The organism is Neobacillus drentensis (assembly GCF_036965245.1).
Lineage (GTDB): Bacteria > Bacillota > Bacilli > Bacillales > Cytobacillaceae > Neobacillus > Neobacillus drentensis_G.
In genome coordinates, this window is sequence record NZ_JBALPG010000025.1 from 59,111 (window position 1) to 83,873 (window position 24,763).

The following is a 24,763-nucleotide window of genomic DNA, read 5'->3' on the forward strand; positions in this document are numbered from 1 at the left end:
TGTTAGAACCCTAACCATCATTTTCTCTTTTCTATCGATCTGATAAATTTTTCACGTGAAACGATTATAAAAGGAAATATCAGCCGTTTTCTAGTGGTTAAGGAGTTTGGTATGATGAAGTGAAGTAATCAGAGTGAAGATTGAGAACACCTATATAGGAGGATTGAAAGGATTAAGAATTTAGGTACTGTCGCAGTTTATGTGGAAGATCAGCAAAAGGCAAAGGAATTTTGGACAAGAAAGCCGGATTTGAGGTAACGGCTGATCGTCCCATGGGACCAACTATATTCTGGTTAGAGGTAGCGCCTAAAGGAGTCCAAACCCGGTTAGTACTCTATCCAAAAAGCATGATGCAGGGTTCAGAAGGAATGAAGGTGTCGATTGTATTTGAATGTGAGAATGTAATGGAAACGTATAACGTTGAAGGAAAATGGCGTGTCACTAATGGAAAACCCAGAGCTTCTGCACGAAATTCATACTTCAACAGCGCAGACGCTTGGTCTATTCGAAAAAGAGCCTGTCTTTAGTTAATTCATTGGATGTAGAAACCAAGGTATTGAAGGAAAAAGTTTAAGCAACATTTTTCATTAATGGTAATCGTTTCTATGATGAAGAGCTTGAAAAGCAATGATTGAAAAAAACAGAGATAAAATAAAAAAATCACTTAAGGAATTGAGTAAATTATAGAATATCATTGGAAATAAAACACAGAACCTTTGATTCTATCTTTGGATTGAAGGTTCTTTTTTTAAAATTCGCAGTTAGAGAGGCTACGGTGAACGGTACCATAAATAAATGAGGGTTGTGTCCTTGTATGCGTTCTTTTTAGTGGTGAAAAAAAGAGCTAGGATTTATGTAGTAAAGGATGTATTAAATAAAATTAATGGGGCTGTTCCAGAATAAAGTGTCAACCCCCTCAACCTACAGTATATAGCTGAACTTCTTAATAACCTGCAATATATTGAGTGTTAAGTGAGGGGTCAGACCCTTTTGAGATATCCCCGTTTTATAATAAACCAGTATGATCTAATTCTCGATGATGATCTTAAACATAGGGCAAAACGAGAACATGACGCAGCTTGAATATCCGAAGATTTGCGCGGCAGATAAGATTAATTTATGTTTCGTATAGTCTTAAATAAACAAACTAAATAGAAACTGCTGCTTCCTTTTTATGTTCCAATTTCCGATATACAAGCGCAAGCAGCATCGACGGTATGGTACAAACAATCATCCCGATAAAGGCGTATCTTGGCTCGATTTCGTATAAATAACCGCCGAACATCGTGAACACCGCAGTACTCCAGCTAAGTGCCAGCGCAGAATACATGCCTTGTACTTTCGGAATCTGCGCATGTGGAATATTTTTGATTAAATATTTCATAAAGGCATAGTGCCCCATTGCAAATGAGCATGCATGCAATGTTTGCGCGATACAGAAAACAATAACATTTGGAAAGGCAAATATTAATATCCAACGTACGGATGAACCAAGTGCTGCTAGTGTCAGTAAGGAGCCTACTGAAAATTTATGAAATCTCTGATCTGCGATGGAAAAGAAAATGATTTCTGCAATCACGGCAATGTTAATAATCACACCAATTAAATATTTAGGTGCATGGATTTCTTGTAAAAAAATATAGCCATAGCTGTAATAAGAAGCGTGTGCCGCTTGCAGTAAAATCACAATGACTAGCACCAAACCAAAGTTTTTGATACGAAATAATTTCAGCATACCGCCTCTTTTTGTTTGATCTGCTTGCGGTTTTTCAGATAAAACAACGGGTGCACGCATAAAACCAAGACACACGAATACCAATGTGCCGAGTAACAGCGCCCATAAAATCACTTCATCTCCAAACGTCCCTGTAAAGACGGTTAAGATCATACCGGCCACAACAAACCCGATGGATCCCCACGAGCGGCTCTTCCCGTAATGTCTTAATTGATTACTTTGCGCAAGTACGCCAGCCGCGCTATCTAAAGCAGGCATCAACGTTGGGTAAAAAAAATGCAAAAGTAACGTTACCACAAGTAAGCTAACAAAGGAACTTGCTGGAATACTAAACAGAATGGCAATTAGTGTGCCGATTGCCATCCCATTTAATAAGGTTTTACTGCTAAATTTCCTCGATAAATAAGGAAACGCAATTAATGTAGAAAGGCCTCTTGCAACCAAACCTAAGCTCATAATCAAACTAGCTTGTGAAACCGTAAGCCCTTTTGTATGAATCATCCATCCAGTCCAATAGGGTAGAAAAACGCCCCATGTCATATAAAAACTAAAAAACTGTCTACTCATCCAGCGTTGTGTGTTCATTCTGTATCCCCCTCATTGTTTGCATGATATCATGGAGATACGTACAATAATATGAGATATCTCATATTTTTGGGGTGGATTATGGAAATTTATAAAAATGAGAAAAGGCAAAGGTATTTGAAGGAGTACTCCATTGCGCATTTATTTTCTTTTCCGATAGAAGAGTTTATAGAAGTGCATGAATATAAACGCGATGAATGGATTATTCAAGAAGGCATGCGACCGGATTTTTTATTTTATGTCATTGAAGGAAAAGCAAAAACTTATGTAACGCATCAAAATGGGAAGGTTTCCTTAATTAATTTTATCAACACGAATGATTATATTGGGGAAATGGAATTATTAAATGAGGTGTACTATACAAAAGGGATTCAAACATCCACTAAGACCATTTGCTTTGCGCTTCCTTTTCATCGCTATCGCGCTCAAATGCTAGAAGATGCGAAATTTCTACGTGAATTAACCAAGTTTTTAAGTGTAAAAGCAACAAAATTTTCTGCAAAGTATTCGCAAAGTCTAGCCTTCCCGCTTGAAAATCGGCTTGCAGATTTTATTTTGCAAACCGCTGATGAAGAGGTCTATAAGGAGAAACACGTAATTGTTTGTGATTTTTTAGGCGTCTCCTATCGACACTTATTACATGTGCTTGCACAATTTTGCGATAAAGGGTATTTGCAAAAGGAAGGACGTCACTATCGCATTCAGCAGCACAAACCCATATATGAACTTGCTAATATGTTGAGGAATAAATAACTAACCTGCGATTAACAAATAGTGGTAAATCAAATTAGAAGAACAGACGTTTACACCTATAGAAACCTTAATCTAAAGAACCTTACTTAGAAGAATCGCGGAGAAATGTATCATAAGTAAATACGAAAGCTAGCCTTAACCATTTATAATACTTGGTTAAGGCTGTTTTTATTAGTCGAAATAACGTATTAAAAGATTTTGAAAATAACATAGATTTGGTTTAAGAAAACAATAAAATTCTCTATCAGGTAATAATATAAGGGAATTAATGTTGTTGTAGAAAAATATCCAATATTTATTAATCCAATATATTAGGTTTTTTGAAAGCGTTTCATACTATATTATTTAGACATGAGGAGGATGAAAAGTAATGGTATTAACCTCTAGAGGCCAAGAAATTCTTCGATTATTTTTAGATGAGCAATGTATTACGATTAAGAAAATTAAAGAAGTAATAGGTATATCAGAAAAGACTATTATTAAGGAATTAAATAGTCTTGAGAGTACTTTGAAGGCGTTTGAATTGGAATTAATTAGAAAACCGCGTGTCGGAATTTCAATTCAAGGAAGTAAGGACATCAGTAAAACAATCCTCCAAATTACTACAAGTAATCAAAAAGTAGTTCCGAACTCTCCAGAACAGCGTCAGATTTATATAATGAAGCGGTTATTAAATAATTCTACATATGTAACGATGCATGCGTTAGCAGATGAAATTTTTGTTAGTAAAAAAACAATTGAAAACGATATTGTTCAAGTTGAAAAATTACTTATTCAGTATGGAGTAAAACTTATTAAAACTCCCAATCGTGGAATGAAATTACAAGGAAGTGAAGTGGGGTTACGGAGTCTTCTTTCAAGAGTGTTATCTAATCAAGAATCACGCCATATTATGCTTAGCAGTGAAATAGATGCCCGTGAATTATATTCTTTACTAGATGAATTTTTATTAAAGGATATCTCAATTCTTCAAATAGAACAACTAATGAAGGAAGTTAAAAATCTTGAAAATAAAATGGGGTATCAGTTAAGTGACTATTCGTACGTATCATTAATTGTTCATATCATAATAGCAATTGAACGTGTAAAAGATGGAAATTCAATCCAAAGTGCGGATTTAGATAGTCTGAAGTTGTATAAAGAATATCAGTTATCTGAACAGTTTGTAAAACAAGTTGAATCTATTTTTAATGTAAATTTTCCGGAGTGTGAAAGTGCATATATTACACTTCATCTAATAGGATCAAAGGCGAATCTTATCAGTACGGAAAATGTTGATTACTTAATTGAATCAAATGTACAGACAAAAGGTTTACATGAAGTAGTAAATGGGATGTTAGATGAGGCAAGTTGGTATTTAGGTATGTCAATTTACTTAGATGATGAATGTAGAAAAGGATTATTGTTACATTTAAGGCCTGCCATTGAAAGATTAAAACATGGATTATTCATTCATAATCCATATACCCAGGAAATAAAGAAACAGTATCCAGTAGCATTTCAAGTTGCTTCTATTTGTTCAAAGGTACTATGCGATTACTACAATATAACAATTGATGATAATGAACTCGCCTATTTGGCATTACATTTTGGCGGAGCTATGGAACGAACTAAACAGGGGCAAAAAATAGATGTACTTCGTGTGTTAGTAGTATGTAGTTCGGGTTTAGGCAGTTCTCAATTAATAGCGACTAAAATAAAACATAACTTTGCCAATATTGAAATTGTAGATGTTATTTCAGTAATAAATCTTTCTGATTATGAGAACCGACATGATATTGATTTTATTATCTCATCTATTTCTTTAACTAACACCAAGCATGAAGTAATTAAAATATCTCCTTTCATTTCAGCTGCGGATTTAAAAAAGGTTCGTCAATTTTCACATAAAATTGCCAAAGTAAAAGAAAATACTCAAAAAAATAAAGTGCTAAATCAATTGTTTCAACAAGAACTGTTATTACCTCATGTAAATGTAAATACGAAAGAAGAAGTATTATCTTATTTGTCTGAGTATGTTTTATCGAAAGGATATGTGCAACCTACCTTTTTACAAAGTGTTTTAAAAAGAGAAGAAAAGGGCAGCACGGCTAATGCACCATTTGCGTTACCACATGCAAATCCCAAATATGTAACTAAACCAGGCATTTTACTATGTACGTTAGAACATCCTATCGATTGGGATGATGTAGAAGTTCAGGTGATTTTTTTAATCATGGTAAATCACGAAGTATTAAATGAATTAGAAGATGTGTATTTATCTATCCATAACTGGACGTCCAGCAAGGAATGGCTTAAAAAAGTGAAAAAAATTCGAAATAGTAATGAGATGTATTCATTTTTAATGCATAACAAAGGAGATTAATCATAATGGATTTAAGTTTAATTTTTAATAAAGAAGCTATTTTAGTAGATTTTGAAGCTAACAGTAAAAATGAATGCTTACAATCACTTGCAGAACTTTTGTATCAGATGGGAATTGTTAGTAGTGATAAAGAATTTTTACAATCTGTTCTTGCACGCGAAGAACAGAGCACAACAGGTGTAGGGCAACAAATTGCAATACCTCATGGCAAATCACAAGCCGTAAAGAAGACTTCTTGTATCATCGTTAAAGTGAAAGATGCCATTGATTGGGATTCACTAGATAAAAAACCAGTAAAATTGATTTTTTTATTAGCAATTGAAGAAAAAGATCAAAATGATACTCATTTAAAAATTTTATCAACACTAGCAGGTCAGTTAATAGATGAAGCCTTTGTAAGTAAATTACTAGATTCCACAACAAAGGAAGAAATCTATGATGCATTAATATTAAATGAACAAGCAGAAATAGAAGAACAATTTATTTAATTTGGAGGTAAGTACAATGAGAAGAAAAATTTTGGCAGTTACAGCATGTGCAACGGGGGTAGCTCATACATTTATGGCGGCTCAGGCATTAAAAAAAGCAGCAAAACAAATGGGGCACATTATGAAGGTAGAAACACAAGGTGCGACAGGAATAGAGAATAAAATTACAGATCGTGAAGTAGCTGTTGCAGATGTAATTATTTTTGCGGTAGATACAAAGGTTCGTGAGCCAGAACGTTTTAAAGGGAAAAAATGTATTGAAGTTCCGGTTGCTGCACCAATTAAAAATGCACAAAAAATTATTGAAGAAGCAATTAGTCAAATATAAAAATAATTACCTATAGAAGGGAACATTATGACAATGAAGCAATTTTTAAATGATTTAAAAAGACATTTATTAACAGGTGTATCATACATGATACCGTTAGTCATTGCTGGTGCTATGTTAATGGCAGTTGCTCGTATTGGTGCAAATTTTTATAACATTACTGATATATGGGATGCCTCTCATGCAGAAAGTACAAATAGTCTAATTCGTTTATTTCACAGTTTAGATGGATTTGGCGGCTTAGCTTTAGGACTAATGTTACCAGTAATTTCAGGATTTATTGCTTATTCAGTAGCAGACAAGCTGGGTATTGCACCTGGTTTAATTGGTGGTATGTTAGCTAAAAACTTAAATGCTGGATTTCTTGGAGCATTAGCAGCAGGATTAATTGCAGGTTACTCATGTTATTTAATTAAAAAATATGTAAAAGTTCCTAAAGTTGCTTCTTCACTTGTACCGGTATTTTTAGTTCCTGTATTTGGTACGTTAATCACTGTTTTAATGATCAATTATGTTGTAGGTATTCCATTTGCAAACTTAAATACTGGGTTGGAAAACTGGCTAACAAGTTTATCTGGTGGAAACCTTATTTTTATGGCAGCAATTGTAGGTGCTATGGTTGGTTTTGATTTAGGTGGTCCTGTAAATAAAGCAGCTGTTACAACAGCGATGGCACTATTAGCATCTGGTATTTATGCGCCAAACACAGCAGCTCAAATAGCAATTATTGTACCTCCTATCGGTTTAGGGTTAGCAACAATTATCGCAAAATCAAAATATAATAGTAGTTTAAGAGAAGCCGGTAAATCTTCATTAATCATGGGCTTAGTAGGAATCAGTGAAGGAGCAATTCCATTCGCAGTTGAATCACCACTTAAGGTTATTCCTATTAACGTTATTGGTTGTGCGTTAGCAGCTAGTATTGGTGTAGGGTTTGGAGCAGTCAATGAAGCACCAATTAGTGGTTTTTATGGATGGTTTGCTGTACAAAACTGGCCAATTTACCTTTTAGCAATTGCTGTTGGGGCAGGATTTATTACAGCAGCAACAATATTTTTAAGAAAAGATGGTGCTGTTGAGGAAGAAGAAGAATTCTATATGGATGATGAAGAAGACTTTGTAAACGCATAAAAAAAATATATAGGAGCTCTATCATTTTGAGCTCCTTGTTTTATAAAGGTTTTGTTTCCAATACAGTTTGATTTTATAAAGAAACAAATAAGAGCCATTATAAACGTTGTACTTTAACAAAGCCTAAAATAACAGAATAATTAGTCTTATAAATAAGTTGGAGGATATAGACAAACATTAAGAATGATTGTCTACAAAATTAGAATGAAAAAAACATTACATTTAGTTAACCATACACATTGGGATAGAGAATGGCATAAAACGTTTGAAGAATTTCGTGTTCGTTTAATACATGTTGTAGATCATATATTAGATGTATTAGAAACAAATGAAGATTTCACATTTTTTACACTAGATGGGCAAACGGTTTTATTAGAAGACTATATTAAAATTAAGCCAGAAAATGAAGAAAGATTAAAGAAATTAATTAAAGAAAAAAGATTATTTGTTGGTCCTTGGTATACACAGCCAGATGAGTATTTAGCAAGTGGTGAATCGGTTCTTCGTAATCTATTAATAGGTATTTCAATTGCTGAACGATTTGGTCATTCAATGGAGCTTGGATATTTACCAGACTCCTTTGGACAGGCTTCACAAATACCTCAAATAATGAAATCACTGGGCTTAGAAAAAACAATCATCTGGCGAGGTGTTTCATGGGATGATACAGATGATGCACTATTTTTATGGGAAGGTGCAGACGGAACGAAAATAGTAACATTACATTTACCTTTAGGGTATGGTTACAACCGTTATTTACCCTTTACAGCTAATGAGGCAGAGGCACATTTAGATGAAACGTATAAACGCATTAAAAGTCGTTTTCCTGGCGACAATATTTTATTAATGTCAGGTTCAGATCACGCAGCGTTACATCCTAAGATGACAGATTTAGTTAAAGAAATAAATGAAAAATGGGAAAAAGAAAACAAAGATGTGATAGTGGAGCTTAGTAACTTTGAACGATTATTTGATTGTTTAGAAGAAGATGCTAAAAATCAAGAATTAGGGATATTAAAAGGTGAGTTGCGAAATTCAAAGGATATGCGAATTCATGCTGGTATTTCATCTTCTCGTATGGATATTAAACAAGGAAATAAACTGCAAGAAGTTCAGTTAGAGCAAATTATAGAACCAATTAAGAGCTTTGAATATATAGCAGGGAAAGGGTGCCAAAATGAATTTGTTTTCGGAGGCATTTATCCGAATGAAGTCATTAATGGAGCCTGGAAAAACTTATTTAAAAATCATACACATGATTCTATTTGTACATGTTGTACTGATGAAGTGCACGATGACGTATCGGCTCGTATTAAGAAAGTAGAACAAATTAATCGAGCAGTACTACGAATGAATACAAAATTTGTAGAGCATAACTTAGATCACTCTACTATTACCGGAAAACCATTATTAGTGTACAATACACTACCATTTAAACGAAACGATATTATTGAACTTGAATGTTTTACTGATTCTAAAGATTTTAAATTAGTTGATGATAAAAATGAAGAAATTACGTACGAAATTAACTCCCAAGAAAAATTTGATTTGGCAACAATGAATATTAATGTAGCCATGAAAGGTAAGCGCGTGTGGGTATATCGTAATCGCATTTTAGTAAATGCAAACTTTTTACCAGCTGGCGGATATAGTGTTTTAGATATTCAAGATGTAAAGTTATCTACAAAAGAATTAGATAAGCAGGTATCTGTTTTTGAAAATGGAATGGAAAATGAATATGTAAAGATAAAAATCAATACGAACGGTTCTTTTGATATTTTTAACAAGCAAAATGCAACGTGGTTTAAAGATTGTAACGTCATCGTTGATGAGGGAGACTCTGGAGATGAGTACAATTATGCGCCAGCAAATTGTGATGTTACTGTTGATTCAAGAAATGTAGAAGCAACAATTGAATTAAAACATCAAAATGCGTATGAAGTGGCATACGATGTTCACTATGATTTAGTCGTTCCGAAAGAACTAAATCATGAAATAGATATACGTAGTGAAGAAGTGATAACTTGTGGATTTAAGTTTACTTATACATTACGTGCTAATTCAAAACGTGTAGATATTCACTCTGAGATTGAAAATAAAGCATCTAATCATAGAATCCGTGCGATGTTCCCGACAGCAATATATAGTGAATATTCACACGCAGAAGATCACTTCGGTGTATTAGCTCGACCAAACAATATTGATGTGAAAGACTGGAAAGAAAAAGGATACAATGAAAAGCCACTTCCAATTTATCCTCAACAAGGATTTGTTGATTTATCTGATGGAAAACTAGGCGTTAGTATTTTAAATAAAGGGCTGCCTGAGTATGAAATCATAGATAATAGCACAATTGCTTTAACATTATTACGTGCAGTTGGGCATTTAGGAAAAACAAATATAAATATTCGCCCAGGACGCGTTAGTGGTGTAGAGCTAACAGTTAAAGAAGGACAAATGCTAGGTATTTTTGAATGTGACTATAGTATGTTTACCCACGATGGTAATTATAGTGAAGGATTAGTAGGGCGTGAATCAAAGTTATTTAGTGTAAGCCCTTATTATAATCAGATTTTAGAAACATCGGGCGGCAAATTACCACGAAGTCAAAGCTTTATTGAAATAAAAAATGAAAACATTATTTTAAGTACGATGAAAAAAGCTGAAAAAGGTAACGAAATTGTCTTCCGTATTTATAATACAGGGTCAGCAAATGTGGAAAATGTACAAATTAATCTTCCGTTTGCAAAAGAGGTTGTAATGACAAATGCGAAGGAAGAAGCGGAAATACAACAAATGAAGCTAGAGAATAAAATGATTTGCATTTCAAATGTTCGCCCATCAGAATTTCAAACTTACAAAGTAAAATTCTAATCTATTCTTCTAGAATAGTTAAAAATAATAACAGCGCGATAATTATTTGATTAGAGTCTCTCCTCGAAAACAACCCTTTATTAGCGATAATAAAAGGAAAGGTAATAAATGATTGTTTTCTGAATCTATTAGGGGAGACTCTTTTAATATGCAATTTAATTAAAAAATATAAGGAAAATCAAGAAGGATTTTATAGAAGGGGTACTTATGAAGGGAAAACATATTGTGTCAGTTAGCGTATTTTTTATTACAATGCTTACCTTAGCAGTTTCTGATAGCTTACGAGGGATTTTATTACCTATATATGAAAATAGTTTTTCATTAGGGAAAGAACAGTCATCGGCATTAGTAGGTATTAGTTATGGAGGAGTACTTGTATTTACATTATTGGCTGGTCAATTAGGTAAGAGACTAAAGGCCAAGAAGGTAATTCAAATAGGGTTACTTATTTTTATTTTATCATTATTGCTAATGACAATAGCTAAATCATACATAGCTCTTATTTTATCTATTTTTTTTATTACAGGTTCAGCGGCATATATTAATATTTATTTAAATATTACAACACCTCTGGTCTTTGCTTTATATCAAGGAATACTACTTAATTTGCTGCATTTTTTTTACGGATTAGGAGTTTCTTTAAGTCAAACAGGAATAGGGTATTTTTTATCTACAAATGATAATTGGCGCATTATTTATTTAATGCTTGCTATTGTATCTATTCTTATTCTTGCAATATATCACTTTATCGATGTACCGACTTTAGAAGTTGAAATGGGAACAAAGAATCATTCTATTGGCTGGAAAGAAATTATCTTCTCTAAGACAGGAAGCATGCTTATTTTATTGCTTGGGTTCTATTTTATCGCAGAGCACGGCACGATGAACTACTTTGTATCCTATACAAACGAAATATTAGGAATGAATTTCGAAATAAGTACATCGTTATTATCACTATTCTTTGTATTAATTACAGTAGGAAGATTGTTTGGTGGATATTTAATGGACAAATTTAATATTATTTCTGTCTTATTTTTATGTTCCATTTTTGGATCTTTTCTATATATTTTCGGTGTAGTTTTTACAAATAAAGGCGCTTTGTTAATTTCTAGCTCAGGTTTGTTTTTCTCTATTATTTATCCAGGGTTAATTTTATTAATTAAAGAGTATTTTCCAAAGGCAATTGTATACGCCACAAGTATTATTGTCAGTGCTGCAACGATTTTTGATATTATTTTCAATTTTGCATTTGGGCACATTGTAAACCTATTAACATTTAATGTTGCAATTTATTTATTTCCATTTGGAATAATTATGGTTTCAATCTTGTTATTTAGATTAAAAAATTTCCATAAATCAGAAATGGTAATAGAAGTTACATAATGAATAATGGACTAATAAGGAGTAATAAAAAGATGAAAAATGAACCATTATTTTTACAACCAGTATTTAAAGATCGGATATGGGGTGGGAAAAAGCTCCAAATGATGTTTGATTATGACATAGAAGGTAATCAGGTAGGGGAATGCTGGGCCATATCAGCACATAAAAACGGCGAATCTATTGTTATGAATGGGGTATATAAAGGTAAGACGTTAAGTGAATTATGGAATAAGAATCGTGAATTGTTCGGTCATTTACAAGGTGATAAGTTTCCATTATTAGTAAAAATTTTAGATGCAAATGCTGATTTATCTATTCAAGTTCATCCAAATGATATATATGCAAATGAATATGAAAACGGAGAACTAGGAAAAACAGAATGCTGGTACGTTCTTGATTGTGAAGAAGATTCAGAACTTATTTATGGTCATCATGCAAAAACAAAAGAAGAATTAGTAGAGATGATAAATAATAAACTGTGGGATAAACTTCTTCGAAAGGTGAAAATAAAGAAGGGTGATTTCTTTTATGTACCAAGTGGAACAATACATGCTCTTTGTAAAGGAACGGTAGTATTAGAGGTACAACAAAGCTCAGATACAACGTATAGATTGTACGATTATGATAGAAAAGATCAAAATGGGCAGTACCGCGATTTACACATAAAGCAATCAATTGATGTAAGTACTGTTCCTTTTACAAATACAAAGACATCCATTATTAAAAAGGAAATAAATTCAAACATAATAACAACATTGATAAGCAGTGAATTCTTTACGGTTAAAAAATATGAAATAAATGAAGCCTTTACTTGTGAGCAAATAAATCCATTTTGCTTATATAGTGTTATTGAAGGAAATGGTACATTAGAAAAGGATGGAGAAAAGTATATTTTATCTAAAGGAATGCACTTCTTTCTTCCAGATAAATTTGGTGAATTTGTTTTTAATGGGAAAATGACGTGTATGGTAGCACATGTATAAAGCATTACTAGATAGAGAAGAATAGTAGACTTGCAGAAACTTTTAATTTAATCCTAAAACCTCAATTAGATGTGTTATGAAGAACCTTACCATAAATAGAAGCGGTTTCCGCATTAATTATCCTGAAACCATATCATTTCTTACGGGTTTTATGTCTGGAGCTTGAATGCGAGTATCATTCGGACAGGGGAAGGGAAAAAAGCAAGATCCTGTCTGAATACGTGTCTCATTCGGACAGGTCAAGGTAAAAAAAGCAAGATCAAGTCTGAATACGAGTCTTATTCGGACAGGGGAAGGTACAAAAAGCAAAATCCTGTCTGAATGCGGGTCTCATTCGGACAGGACAAGGTGGAAAAAGCAAGAACAAGTCTGAATACGGGTCGCATTTGGACATGGCGAGGCAAAAAAAGCAAGATCAAGTCTGAAAGCAGGCCTCATTCAGACAGGGCAATCAAGATTGGCTTTTATTTAATTCTCTCATCCCTTTTACATATTCCTTTAATTTTCTAATATTAAAACAATTCCCAGTTAGGAGTTTTCAATAGACTGTTTGATGTGACAGCAAACTCCCGCCATACGACTCTTCACTCTCTTAGTTCTTAAACTTTCAAATAAAGCTGCTTTAATAGAGAAAAAACTACCTGTTTCGAGTTCTATATTTCTTTTTAGAAAATGTACTTATTTATATATGAAAAATGACTTTGATGCACTTTAAAATAGGATTAAAAGGAGTCGACTTTTTATTTTTATATGAAATGAATAGCATATGGACACGGCTTTTACGATTGAACGGAATGATTATTGTAAGTCAAGTGCAGCTCTATGCCGCGAACCTGATATAGCATCCAAGCATTATGTACATTATGTAAGCCGAGCGATTGCGGGGTAGGTCTAATCATCACATAGATGTTAACATAAAAGGGGGAATTGGCAGACGGATATGGCTGCTTTTTTGTTTCGTATATAAACATCTTAAAAGATAACACTATTAAGGTTTCGCTTTGTTGACAATTCTCCATCATATATACCTTCAACTTTTGCTAAAATAAATATCATAAAAAATATAGGGGATTTTGACGATGATTGAAAGAAAATGGCTATCAAGACTATCTTTAAAAAAAATGACGACATTGCTTGTATTATTGTCTGTTTTCGTCTCATTGGTAGCATCAGCAGCACTTTTACATAGGTATGTGATTCAAAGAGAAAATGAGATGGTAAAAGAGAAACTAAAAGATATAGGAAGAGTAGTGGCAAAGGATCCTCGTGTAATTAGTGAAGTAAGCAGCGATTCGTTTAGTTCTATTGTTCAAGATTATACAATGGACGTAATGAAAAACACAAAGGTGAACTTTATTGTTGTACTCAATAATCAGTTCATTCGTTTATCACATCCTGATAAGAGTGTAATAGGAAAACCGTTTTCAAATATTGAAGATGCTAGAAAATCAAGTAATGGTGTTGAACACTATTCAAGAGAACAAGGTATATTGGGAGAAGGTACTCGTTTTTTTACTCCAATATGGAATGAGAAGGGCGAGCAAGTAGGAATAGTTTGTATAGGTTATGTACAGGAAACGATTAACCAAGAGCTATGGAATGCTCAGAAAACCATTTATATAGGGTTAGGCGTAGGTCTTTTTGTCGGATTATTAGGAGCTTTGTACTTAGCTAATCAACTAAAGAAAACTCTTTTAGGACTTGAGCCAAAGCAAATTGCTGCAAGGATGAAAGAACGGGAGATCATTAAAGATTCAGTTAGTGAAGGGATTATTGCTGTTGCCCCAGATCAAAAGGTTCTTCTGTATAACCATAATTTTTCTGAGGTTATGGAAAAGGCAAAATTTACGGAAGAGTATATGCAGGATGGTTATCTTACTAAAGATATCTTCTCCCTGTTATTTAAAGAAGTTTTTGAAACAGAAGAATCGATTTCCAACCGTGTAATTGTCGTTAATCAGCTAGAGCTAATTGTGAGTATTAAGCTTATTTATGTAAAAGGAAAAATTTATGGAGCAGTAGCCACCATTAGGGATCAATCAGATATGCTGCAGCTTATTCGAGAACTGAGTGGGACAGAACAATATGTAGATTCTATACGTGCACAAAATCATAAATTTATGAATCAGCTGCATACGATACTAGGTTTAATCGAATTAGGGAAATATGAGGATGTTACTCATTTTATTCGAGTATTGAATGCTGACTATCGTCATGAGATTGGATTTGTAACGGATAAAATAAAATCCCCTGCTGTTGCGGGTTTCTTACTTGGAAAATCGAGTGAATTAAAAGAGCAAGGTGTAGAGTTAAAAATAGATTCAGATTCTCAATTTCCAAATATGACAATGGGTGAGCTTCTTCATGATTTTCTTTTATCAATGGGTGTGTTATTAGATAATGCCAAAGAAGCGGTTGCGTTATCCGTAAAAAAACAAGTAAGACTCTTTTTATGCTATGATGAAGACGAAGAAGTAATCATTTGTGAAATACAAGATACAGGCGAAGGTATTGAAGAGGAATTATTAGAAAAGATATTTGAACGAGGCTTTTCAACTAAAGGTGAAAAAAGAGGCTATGGCTTAGATGCTGTGCAATCAATTGTAAACCGGTATCATGGAATGGTTGACGTCCAATCAAAACTTGGAAAAGGGAGTATTTTCCGGATTGAAGTGCCTTACAAACGGGGGAATAGCAATGATTGAAGTCATCATAGTAGAAGATGATCCTATGGTTGCCATGATCAATCAACAATTTGTTGAGCGCTATGGCGGTTTTAGAATAGTTGCATCTGTTAGGAGTATATCTGAATTATGGAATGTACTTAATAAAAATAAACCAGATTTAATTTTACTTGATGTTTACTTACCAGGAGAAACAGGAATTGAATTTTTACAAACTATTCGTCAAAAACAGCTTTCCATACCGATTATTATGATTACAGCAGCAAATGACATTCCTACAATAAAAAAAGCTCTTGAGTATGGCGTTATTGATTTCTTAATTAAACCCTTCACTTATGAAAGATTTAAACTTGCTATGGAGAAATTTAGTCATTATTATTCATTAACTACTAAATTAAAGGAAGCAGATCAGGAGACACTGGATCAATTATTAATAAAAGAAGGAAAGCCGTCATTGCATTCTGATGATGATTTAGCTTCAACGCTGCCAAAAGGATTATCCAAATTAACATTAAAGAAGATTTTACGTGTTGTAGAGCAACAAACGGGTTATTTCTCAACAGAAGATATTGCAAAGTTAATTGACATATCACGTATTTCAACAAAAAAATATTTACTGTACTTAAATGAACTGGGCTATCTAAGGGAAGAATTAAAGTATTTAACAGTCGGGCGCCCCATTACTGTTTATCAGATTGTCCCAGAGAAAGAGCATGTAATTAAGTCGTTTAAATAAATGAAAAGGATCTATTTCAGCTCTTCGTTTCTCGTATAACGAAGGGTGAAATAGATCCTTTTTGTATGTTAAGAAAGTAAAAATTGCAGTGGAGAAGATAACTTGACGCTCCAGTCTATACGCCGCGCAAAGGAAGCTTGCGCTTTTCTTTAAAAGTTACGGATAAGAACTAAGAATAGGAAATCTGTTTATTCACCGGGTACATTCAATTTACCTTAGTATGACACGTAGCGGTTTTCTAAAAAACTAGCTCACGTTTTTTAGGTAAGTCGATGGCATTATGTGTTGTGCCTAATGTGATCATATCGTTTAAGTTTTCGAAGCTTGTTTCAATCATATTAGATAGTGCTTCGTCAGTATTTGAACCTACATGCGGTGTAACAAGAACACGAGGATACAAATCTACTAAAGCCTTTACTGTTGGGTCTAGATTTTTCTTCTTTCCATCAAATTTTTGAAAGAAAATACTTGCTTCATTTGCAAAGACATCTGTTGCGAAGCCTTCTAGTTTATGTGATTGAAGTGCTTCTAGAATTGCCTCATTATCCTGTAATTCGCCACGAGCGGTGTTAATTAAAATGGCACCATCCTTCATTTTTGCGATGAAATCAGCATTTACCATTTTATCATTTTTTCCAGGAAAATAAGGTACATGTAAGCTTACGATATCGCTCTCTTTTAGCAAATCGTCTAATTCCATAAAGGTCACGTGTTTTTTCGCTTCATCACTTGGGAATAAATCATATCCAAGAACTTCGGCACCTAGTCCTTTGAACAGTTTCGCTTCAGTTAAACCAATCTTACCAGTACCAAGAATACCGACTTTACAATTTCTAATTTCTTTACTGAACATAACGCCATCTACAGTGAAATCTTTTTGAGCGGTCCTGTTTGTTGTGTAAGCAGTATGTCTTAATAGAGACATTGCAAGTGTTAATGACAGCTCAGCGATAGCATTCGGAGAGTATGAAGGAACTCTTGCTACATGCATATCACAATCTGCGGCTGCTTGTAAGTCAATATGATTATAACCAACTGTTCGTGTAAACAGATATTTAACCCCATACTCTTTCATTTTATTAATATTTTGTTCGTCTGCCAGGCAATTTCCTCTTAAAACAACAGCATCCATTCCCTTGGCTGTATCAATATTTTCATGATTTAATAAATCTTCTATTAAATACAAATCAAAGTTATATTTATTTAGTCGATTGAAGAATTTAACTTCGTTTTTTCGTACACCGTAACAAACTACTTTAAGTGCCATGATTTATGTCTCCTTTTGTTCGTAAATTTGTTTTATTAAAAAATACTTAAATGACTAATGAGATTAAGAATAATGATCCAAACTGGAATCATAATTACTGCAGTGATGGTTGAAAGTAAAGATGCATTAGAAGCAAGAATTGCATCTTTATCAAAACTAATAGCGTATGCAGCTGCTACAGTAGCAGTTGGTGCAGCCATCATAATGACAATAACGCCTAGGCCAATTTGACTCATTGTTAGAATGCCTGTTAGTGAAAGAATAGCTAACAATACAATATTGATAATAGGAACAAGAACAATTTTGTTTAAGCTGTATACCCAAGATGTCCGGTCAGAAACGGCAGTTTTAAACTGAACAGCACCAAGAGTTGAACCAATAGAAAGCCAAGCGAGCGGAGAGGCAAGTCCTGCTAAATAAGTCATTGGTTTAAAGAGCCAAACAGCAGTCTGGTCAAGTCTTAGAAAAGCAAATTGTGCTTGCGCACCATCAGCAGTTGTAACCGTCACTTGTGGTAATGAACCTTGGAAAATCCAAATAAACAATCCTAGAAATGTTGCAATAACAATTGGATTTAAAAACATTTCCTTAATGTTTTTTGCCTCCATTTTTAATCCACTCATTTTGATATAACCATATGAATATAGGAAAATACGATAACCAATATTGAATATGGAAGCGTAAAGGACTCCTTCAGCTCCGTATATAGCACCCACAATCGGAATACCAAAGAAAGTAGTTGAACCAAAGATTGTTAAAACGCGTAAAGTATCCTGTTTATTACCTTCATATTTAAGGTACATCGGTTTAGAGATAAGAATTAAAATGACATAAATAAGTAGTCCCCAAATTAAAATATTCATTCCCTCAGACAAGGATTTTTGATCAATATTTGTCATAAAAGAGTTAAATGCTAAAGCAGGAAGTGCAACAGTTAAGACAACCTTTGACAGCATCTTTCCTACATTTTCATTAAATATGCCTTTTTTGCGGCAGAAGAAACCTAATAAAATGATAAAGATGGTTGATGTAATAGAACTAACAATGTCCATGTTTGTAAAGGTTGATTGGATTATTTCAAATAGTTTCATAGAATGTTCCTCCAAAAAAAGTAGTTTGTGAAATTATTCACATGTTGTTATGAAGAACGTCTTAGCCGGCTATTTCTTACAAATTGATCATACTTTTTTTTTAGTCATAAAAGAATAAAGTGTAACTAATGAAAATTATGTAATTAAAGTAAGTGAAATAGTGAGCAAACTTTATTGAACTTGTCTTTTTTTGGCTATACTCACTTCATAGTGATAGGAAGGCATATGATTCCTTTCGATAATTACATATTTACTTTCTTAATTTACGAATTATAGAAATGCAAGAATTATTTCATTACATTTAGATCAGAAATATGATTCTATCAATTGTTCACATGAATGTTTTTTTTAAATAATTTGAAAGCGCTTAATCGAGGTTGAATTAAGAGATACCGCTCTTGTGAACAAAATAAATGTAATTGGAGGATGAAAAATGAACGCAAATGAACTTCATTCAACAGAAACAATTGTAATTGGAGCTGGACCAGGAGGATATGTAGCAGCGATTCGTGCTGCACAGTTGGGACAAAAAGTTACAATTGTTGAGAAAGAAAACCTTGGAGGGGTTTGTTTAAACGTAGGCTGTATTCCATCAAAAGCACTGATTACAGCAGGCCATCACTTTCATCAAGCTCAAAATCTAGATGTATTTGGTATTTCAGTTAATAAGGTAGAGGTGGACTTTTCAAAGGTCCAAGCTTTCAAAGACGGTGTTGTAAAAAAATTAACAAGTGGAGTCGGAACGCTTTTAAAAGGAAATAAAGTAGAAATCGTGAAAGGTACAGCTGCTTTTGTTGATGCTAATACAGTGAAAGTTAGCAGCAGTGAAGGAGTAAAAACAATTAGTTTTAAACATGCGATTGTGGCAACTGGATCTCATCCAATTGAATTGCCTGCTATGAAATTTTCAAATAGAATCATTGATTCTACAGGTGCTTTAAATTTAATGGAAATTCCGAAGAGTTTAGTCGTTGTTGGTGGAGGCGTAATTGGAATTGAACTAGCTGGAGTCTATGCTAATTTTGGTACGAAAGTAATGATTTTAGAGGGACAGAGTGATCTTCTCAATGGAATGGATAATAAGATTACCTCTATTGTGAAGCGAAACATGAAGAAAAAAGGTGTTGAAATATTTACAAAAGCCTTCGTAAAAAATGCGAAAGAGGTAGAAAATGCAGTCGAGGTTACGTTTGAAATAAATGGGGAAGAAAAAACATTACAAGCAGATTATTTACTTGTGAGCGTTGGAAGAAAACCGAATACAGACCAAATGGGTTTAAAAGAAATTGGCGTAGAAATTGATCTTAAAGGATTAATTAAAACAGATAAACAATGCAGAACTTCCGTACAAAATATTTATGCAATAGGGGACATTGTAGCTGGACCGCAACTTGCCCACAAAGCTTCCTATGAAGGAAAAGTGGCTGCTGAAGCGATTGCGGGAGAAAAGGCAGTTGTCGATTATTCTTGTATTCCAGCCGTCGTATTCTCAGAACCAGAAATAGCGGTTGTAGGTCTTACAGAAGAAACTGCGAAAGAAAAAGGGATAGAAGCTAAAAGTGCAAAATTCCCATTTGCTGTTAATGGAAGAGCGATTGCACTCAACCAAACAGAAGGCTTCGTTAAACTGATCACTAGAAAAGATAATGGAGTTGTAATTGGAGGACAAATTATTGGGCCAAGTGCTTCAGATATGATTGCTGAGCTTTCATTAGCGATTGAAGCAGGATTAACAGCAGAAGATTTAGCCTTAACCATTCATGCCCACCCAACTCTTGGGGAAATAGTGATGGAAACAGCAGAAGTCGAACTAGGAAACCCTATCCACATTGTAAAATGATAAATTGTTAGTCGGCTTACGAAAAAATCAGACGAACTATTTAATACTTCTGTAACTAATGAAAGTGATTAGTTAACTTTGTTAAGCGCTTTCAACATTTTTTTATAGTTTACAATATTATTGTAAATACAAAAGGAGGGAAATAAAGTGGAAAAGAAAAAATTAATATCCATTTGCCTCGCATTCGCAGTATTTTTTATTATCGTTATGCTTCCCAATCCTGATGGTCTTCCAATTGCAGGACAAAGGGCGCTGGCAATATTAGCATTAGCAGTCATTCTTTGGGTGACTGAAGCGGTGTCATATGCAGTAAGTGCTGCTCTTATTATCGTATTAATTACTGTTTTTATAGGACTTGCACCAACGATCGAGGATCCATCCGTAATTTATACAAGTCAAGGTGCATTAAAAATAGCACTTGGTGGATTTAGCTCTTCGGCTGTAGGACTTGTGGCAGGAGCCCTATTCATCGCTGCTGCCATGGAAATAACAGGATTGCATAAACGTCTGGCCTTATTCATTATGTCAAAAGTAGGGACAAAAACGAGCAGCTTAGTTTTTGGAACGATTGTGGTTAGTATCATTCTTGCCTTATTCGTACCAAGTGCAACAGCACGTGCAGGTACAATCATTCCGATTCTTATGGGAATTGTAGCAGCTTTCAGTCTTCCAAAAACAAGTAGATTGTCGGCTTTACTTATTGTAACAGCTGTTCAATCCATTTCTATCTGGAACATTGGTATTAAAACTGCAGCTGCGCAAAACATGGTTGCTTTAGGATTTATGGAACAATCATTTGGTTCTAATATTACATGGGGACAATGGTTGTTATACGCTGGACCTTGGTCCATTATCATGTCTGTTATCTTATTCTTTGTTATGAACAAGCTCATTAAACCTGAAATCGGAGAATTACAAGGTGGAAAAGAAATTATAAGTGCTCAATTAAAAGAGTTAGGAAAGATTTCATCAAAAGAAATACGATTAATCATAATCTCACTAGTACTATTAGTACTATGGGCAACGGAAGGAATCCTCCATCCATTTGATTCTACTACAGTTACCATTGCTGCTGTTGCTTTTATGCTGTTTCCTGGTATTGGAATTTTCACGTGGAAAGAAGTGGAAAGTAAAATTCCTTGGGGAACTATTATCGTATTCGCAGTCGGAATTTCGTTAGGAACGGTATTATTACAAACTCATGGTGCATCATGGTTGTCTCAAGAAACATTAGAAGCTGTTGGATTAACTAGTATGCCACTTATTTTCATTATTATGGTACTAACTTTATTTAATATTTTAATCCATTTAGGTTTTGCAAGTGCAACAAGCTTATCTTCTGCTTTCATTCCAATTGTTATTGCACTCGTGATGTCAATGGAACCAACGTCCTTTAATGGACCAGGGCTTGTATTAATTCAACAATTTGCTGTCAGCTTTGGATTTTTATTACCAGTAAGTGCACCACAAAATATGCTTGCATATGGAACAGGTGCATTTACAACAAAAGACCTTTTGAAATCCGGTATTCCAATTACTATCGCAGGTTATATCTTAATTATCATTTTCAGCTTAACGTACTGGCAATGGGTAGGTTTGCTCTAAGAAAGAGGAAAAATTCAACCATCAATTTATATAGTTTAACTTGATTATAAGGGATGTGAAAGTATGAATAATACAACTAGCTCGTGGCATGATGTCTTTGGACCTAACTTAGGTTATTTGTTAGAACAGTATGATTTGTATTTGACTGATGCGGCTTTAGTTGACGAAAGCTTACAAGAGTTATTTGCAGCATGGGGAGCTCCACAATTAGAAATAACCCAACATAATAAAGAGCTACCAAAGCAAGAGTATTCGCCGACATTCGTTATTAATAAAATGAAGAAGCTTGTAGACGTGTTAAAACTAGCGGAAAATATTCGCACAAATGGTCATTTAGAAGCAAATATTTATCCATTAGAAAAACAAGCTCCATCCGATATTCTCACTTTGTCTTACTATGGTTTAACAGAAGAAGATGTGAAGGAAATCCCAGCAGAAATTATTTGTCCAGAGAAGAAGGGACAATTATCAGATGGGTTAGCTGCAATTCAATATTTAATGAAAGTGTATATTGGCCATATCGGTTTCGAAATTCAACATGCTGAACCAGAAGAAAGACTATGGCTTCAAAGCAAAATTGAAAATAATGATTGTGCATTATCATTTTCATCAGCAAAAAAGGCGGATCTTTTATCTAGTTTGTATAAAGCAGAAGGCTTTGAGCAATTTATTCAAAAAACGTATGTTGGGCAAAAACGTTTTTCTGTTGAAGGATTAGAAGCACTAGTTCCTTCACTTGAAGAATTGATCTCTTTATCAGCGGAAGATGGAATTGAAAACGTAATGATCTCGATGGCACATAGAGGTAGATTGAATGTCCTTGCACATGTATTGGAAAAACCTTACGAAGCAATTTTTTCACAATTTCAACATTCAACATGGGTGAACGATAATCCTGATTATTCGGAAACAAAGGGTAGCGCAGGTGATGTTAAGTATCATATGGGGGCTGTAAAGAACAGACAAATCCAGGATAAAAAAATTAAAGTCACCTTAGCAAATAACCCAAGCCATTTGGAATTTGCAGGTACGGTAGTAGAAGGATATGCAAGAGCAGCTCAAGAGGATCGTTCTGAAAAAGGTTATCCGAAACAAGATGTATCAAAAGCACTTGCACTATTAGTGCATGGAGATGCCGCTTTCCCAGGCCAAGGTGTTGTAGCAGAAACATTGAATTATTCAAGAACAAAAGCTTATCAAACAGGTGGAACCATTCATATTATTGCGAATAACCGCATTGGTTTTACAACAGAGAGTGAAGATTCAAGATCGACAAGATATTCCAGTGATTTGGCGAAAGGTTATTACATTCCTATTTTTCATGTCAATGCTGATGCTCCAGAGGCAAGCTTGGCAGTCATGCGCTTAGCATTCGAATATCGTCAAACATTCAAAAAAGATGTTTTAGTTGATTTAATTGGTTACAGAAGAATGGGCCATAATGAAATGGATGAACCAATGGCTACAAACCCAGTAACATATAACATTGTCCGTAAGCATCCAACGATTACAGCTGTTTATAAGCAACAACTATTAGATGAAAAATCAATGACAGAAGAGCAAATGAAAGAAATTGAAACAACAGTATTCACGAAGATTTCAGAGGCGTATAAAAATATTGATAAAGGACATTCAGAGGTTCGTTCGATTGCAGAATTGCAAGCGGAAAATCATCATGAAATTCCAAAAGTAGATACCACTGTCGATAAAGCAACTTTAACAAAAATTAATTCCGAGCTTCTAGAATGGCCGAATGGCTTCAACGTGTTCGGTAAGCTGCAAAAAATATTGAATCGTAGACTAGAAGTTTTTGAGAAAAAAGGAAAAATTGATTGGGGACATGCTGAAGTATTAGCTTTTGCAACGATATTGAAAGATGGCACTCCGATTCGAATAACCGGACAAGATTCTGAGAGAGGTACATTCTCTCACCGAAATATTGTTTTATCGGATGAAAAAACGGGTAAAAAATATTGCCCATTGCATACAATTAGTACTTCAAATGCATCCTTTGCTGTTCATAATAGTTCACTTTCAGAAGTAGCTATACTAGGATTTGAATACGGTTACAATGTTTTTTCACCTGAAACGCTTGTATTTTGGGAAGCACAATTTGGTGATTTTGCAAACGGCGCACAAGTGATCATTGACCAATTTATTTCCGCCGGTCAATCCAAATGGGGGCAAAAATCAGGAATTGTAGTTTTGTTACCACACGGTTATGAAGGTCAAGGACCAGAACATTCTAGTGCTAGATTGGAACGTTTTCTTCAACTGGCAGCTGAAAATAACTGGACTGTTGCGAATCTATCTTCCTCAGCTCAATATTTTCATATTTTAAGAAGACAAGCAGCGATATTAAATACAGATGAAGTAAGACCTTTAGTCTTAATGGCTCCAAAAAGCTTATTACGTCATGCTTCTGCAGGAGCTTATTTAGAAGAATTTACAAATGGTCAATTCCAAGCGGTTATTGAACAACCAGGGCTAGGAAGTGAACCAGATCAAGTAGAGCGAATTGTCTTCTGCACAGGTCGACTTGCAGTAGAATTAGCAGATCTTGTGGCAGATTCAAAAGCCTTTAAATGGTTAGATATTATAAGAATTGAAGAATTGTATCCTTTCCCAGAAGAACAAATTAGAAGCTTAATTGGTAAATATAAAAACCTAAAAGAAGTTATCTGGACACAGGAAGAACCAAAAAATATGGGTGCATGGAGCTATATTGCTCCACAGTTACAAGAGTTAGTGTCCGATCATATTAAAGTTTCCTATAATGGCCGGCCAGGAATGTCCAGCCCTTCTGAAGGAGATCCAATTATTCATAAAAACGAGCAACAAAGAATAATAAATGGAGCATTAACACCCATTGATAAAAAAGCAAAAGAAGTGGTAAGCATTTAAATGTTTTGTGA

At 34.2% G+C, this 24,763-nt stretch carries 17 protein-coding genes and 1 pseudogene; 15 read left to right on the plus strand and 3 right to left on the minus strand.

Translation table 11 applies throughout. The features are described 5' to 3' along the window. Window positions 1-171: 171 nt before the first annotated feature. Window positions 172-456: pseudogene (locus V7150_RS07290) on the plus strand (VOC family protein); the annotation flags it as partial. A gap of 691 nt (window positions 457-1,147) precedes the next feature. Here the strand turns inward: V7150_RS07290 and V7150_RS07295 are convergent. Continuing rightward, window positions 1,148-2,320: an MFS transporter gene (locus V7150_RS07295; protein ID WP_335515548.1), complete on the minus strand. Its 1,173-nt coding sequence runs from the start codon at window positions 2,318-2,320 to the stop codon at window positions 1,148-1,150. An 81-nt stretch (window positions 2,321-2,401) separates the two neighbouring features. Here V7150_RS07295 and yeiL point away from each other — a divergent pair, with 81 nt between their 5' ends. The 11 genes from yeiL to V7150_RS07350 all read left to right on the plus strand — a co-directional run bounded on the left by yeiL (window position 2,402) and on the right by V7150_RS07350 (window position 16,045). Then, complete coding sequence (gene yeiL, locus V7150_RS07300; protein WP_335515551.1) at window positions 2,402-3,073, plus strand: transcriptional regulator YeiL; 672 nt, start codon at window positions 2,402-2,404, stop codon at window positions 3,071-3,073. Window positions 3,074-3,443: 370 nt separating this feature from the next. Beyond that, a complete protein-coding gene (locus V7150_RS07305) occupies window positions 3,444-5,438 on the plus strand; it encodes a BglG family transcription antiterminator (protein WP_335515553.1) in 1,995 nt (664 codons plus the stop codon). 5 nt (window positions 5,439-5,443) lie between these two features. Next, window positions 5,444-5,926: a PTS sugar transporter subunit IIA gene (locus V7150_RS07310; protein WP_335515555.1), complete on the plus strand. Its 483-nt coding sequence runs from the start codon at window positions 5,444-5,446 to the stop codon at window positions 5,924-5,926. Window positions 5,927-5,942: 16 nt separating this feature from the next. Then, complete coding sequence (locus tag V7150_RS07315; RefSeq protein ID WP_335515558.1) at window positions 5,943-6,254, plus strand: PTS fructose transporter subunit IIB; 312 nt, start codon at window positions 5,943-5,945, stop codon at window positions 6,252-6,254. A 27-nt stretch (window positions 6,255-6,281) separates the two neighbouring features. After that, the gene (locus tag V7150_RS07320; RefSeq protein WP_335515560.1) at window positions 6,282-7,385 is read left to right on the plus strand and encodes a PTS fructose transporter subunit IIC; all 1,104 of its coding nucleotides are present in this window, start codon (window positions 6,282-6,284) and stop codon (window positions 7,383-7,385) included. A 204-nt stretch (window positions 7,386-7,589) separates the two neighbouring features. Next, on the plus strand, window positions 7,590-10,259 hold the full coding sequence (locus tag V7150_RS07325) for a glycoside hydrolase family 38 C-terminal domain-containing protein (protein ID WP_335515563.1): 2,670 nt from the start codon (window positions 7,590-7,592) through the stop codon (window positions 10,257-10,259). A 207-nt stretch (window positions 10,260-10,466) separates the two neighbouring features. After that, the gene (locus V7150_RS07330; protein ID WP_335515566.1) at window positions 10,467-11,642 is read left to right on the plus strand and encodes an MFS transporter; all 1,176 of its coding nucleotides are present in this window, start codon (window positions 10,467-10,469) and stop codon (window positions 11,640-11,642) included. Between the two features lie 32 nt (window positions 11,643-11,674). Then, window positions 11,675-12,625, plus strand: a complete 951-nt coding sequence (gene manA, locus V7150_RS07335; protein WP_335515570.1) for a mannose-6-phosphate isomerase, class I — start codon at window positions 11,675-11,677, stop codon at window positions 12,623-12,625. A 766-nt stretch (window positions 12,626-13,391) separates the two neighbouring features. Further along, the gene (locus V7150_RS07340; RefSeq protein ID WP_335515572.1) at window positions 13,392-13,514 is read left to right on the plus strand and encodes a hypothetical protein; all 123 of its coding nucleotides are present in this window, start codon (window positions 13,392-13,394) and stop codon (window positions 13,512-13,514) included. Window positions 13,515-13,704: 190 nt separating this feature from the next. Then, complete coding sequence (locus V7150_RS07345) at window positions 13,705-15,330, plus strand: ATP-binding protein (RefSeq protein WP_335515576.1); 1,626 nt, start codon at window positions 13,705-13,707, stop codon at window positions 15,328-15,330. Continuing rightward, a complete protein-coding gene (locus V7150_RS07350; protein WP_335515578.1) occupies window positions 15,323-16,045 on the plus strand; it encodes a response regulator in 723 nt (240 codons plus the stop codon). Before V7150_RS07345 ends, V7150_RS07350 begins: the two co-directional genes overlap by 8 nt. A 238-nt stretch (window positions 16,046-16,283) precedes the next feature. On the opposite strand, the gene V7150_RS07355 is transcribed toward V7150_RS07350, so the two are convergent. Both V7150_RS07355 and V7150_RS07360 read right to left on the minus strand, forming a co-directional pair. Next, window positions 16,284-17,312: a 2-hydroxyacid dehydrogenase gene (locus tag V7150_RS07355; RefSeq protein WP_335515580.1), complete on the minus strand. Its 1,029-nt coding sequence runs from the start codon at window positions 17,310-17,312 to the stop codon at window positions 16,284-16,286. A 35-nt stretch (window positions 17,313-17,347) separates the two neighbouring features. Next, entirely contained in the window at window positions 17,348-18,403 is a 1,056-nt protein-coding gene (locus V7150_RS07360; protein WP_335515583.1) for an AEC family transporter, read from the minus strand. 433 nt (window positions 18,404-18,836) lie between these two features. Between V7150_RS07360 and lpdA the strand changes: the two genes are divergently transcribed. From lpdA to V7150_RS07375, 3 genes are all read left to right on the plus strand, one after another. After that, the gene (gene lpdA, locus V7150_RS07365; RefSeq protein WP_335515586.1) at window positions 18,837-20,243 is read left to right on the plus strand and encodes a dihydrolipoyl dehydrogenase; all 1,407 of its coding nucleotides are present in this window, start codon (window positions 18,837-18,839) and stop codon (window positions 20,241-20,243) included. A gap of 147 nt (window positions 20,244-20,390) precedes the next feature. Beyond that, the gene (locus tag V7150_RS07370) at window positions 20,391-21,848 is read left to right on the plus strand and encodes a DASS family sodium-coupled anion symporter (RefSeq protein ID WP_335515589.1); all 1,458 of its coding nucleotides are present in this window, start codon (window positions 20,391-20,393) and stop codon (window positions 21,846-21,848) included. 63 nt (window positions 21,849-21,911) lie between these two features. Next, complete coding sequence (locus V7150_RS07375) at window positions 21,912-24,752, plus strand: 2-oxoglutarate dehydrogenase E1 component (RefSeq protein WP_335515592.1); 2,841 nt, start codon at window positions 21,912-21,914, stop codon at window positions 24,750-24,752. Window positions 24,753-24,763: the final 11 nt, after the last annotated feature.

Excerpts from the sequence above, each read along its gene's own strand:
- V7150_RS07320 (WP_335515560.1), top strand. The coding sequence starts at position 6,282 with ATGACAATGAAGCAATTTTTAAATGATTTAAAAAGACATTTATTAACA.
- V7150_RS07350 (WP_335515578.1), top strand. The coding sequence starts at position 15,323 with ATGATTGAAGTCATCATAGTAGAAGATGATCCTATGGTTGCCATGATC.
- V7150_RS07295 (WP_335515548.1), bottom strand. The coding sequence starts at position 2,320 with ATGAACACACAACGCTGGATGAGTAGACAGTTTTTTAGTTTTTATATG.
- V7150_RS07315 (WP_335515558.1), top strand. The coding sequence starts at position 5,943 with ATGAGAAGAAAAATTTTGGCAGTTACAGCATGTGCAACGGGGGTAGCT.
- V7150_RS07355 (WP_335515580.1), bottom strand. The coding sequence starts at position 17,312 with ATGGCACTTAAAGTAGTTTGTTACGGTGTACGAAAAAACGAAGTTAAA.
- manA (WP_335515570.1), top strand. The coding sequence starts at position 11,675 with ATGAAAAATGAACCATTATTTTTACAACCAGTATTTAAAGATCGGATA.
- V7150_RS07340 (WP_335515572.1), top strand. The coding sequence starts at position 13,392 with ATGGACACGGCTTTTACGATTGAACGGAATGATTATTGTAAGTCAAGT.
- V7150_RS07375 (WP_335515592.1), top strand. The coding sequence starts at position 21,912 with ATGAATAATACAACTAGCTCGTGGCATGATGTCTTTGGACCTAACTTA.
- yeiL (WP_335515551.1), top strand. The coding sequence starts at position 2,402 with ATGGAAATTTATAAAAATGAGAAAAGGCAAAGGTATTTGAAGGAGTAC.
- V7150_RS07330 (WP_335515566.1), top strand. The coding sequence starts at position 10,467 with ATGAAGGGAAAACATATTGTGTCAGTTAGCGTATTTTTTATTACAATG.
- V7150_RS07360 (WP_335515583.1), bottom strand. The coding sequence starts at position 18,403 with ATGAAACTATTTGAAATAATCCAATCAACCTTTACAAACATGGACATT.
- lpdA (WP_335515586.1), top strand. The coding sequence starts at position 18,837 with ATGAACGCAAATGAACTTCATTCAACAGAAACAATTGTAATTGGAGCT.
- V7150_RS07345 (WP_335515576.1), top strand. The coding sequence starts at position 13,705 with ATGATTGAAAGAAAATGGCTATCAAGACTATCTTTAAAAAAAATGACG.
- V7150_RS07310 (WP_335515555.1), top strand. The coding sequence starts at position 5,444 with ATGGATTTAAGTTTAATTTTTAATAAAGAAGCTATTTTAGTAGATTTT.
- V7150_RS07325 (WP_335515563.1), top strand. The coding sequence starts at position 7,590 with ATGAAAAAAACATTACATTTAGTTAACCATACACATTGGGATAGAGAA.
- V7150_RS07305 (WP_335515553.1), top strand. The coding sequence starts at position 3,444 with ATGGTATTAACCTCTAGAGGCCAAGAAATTCTTCGATTATTTTTAGAT.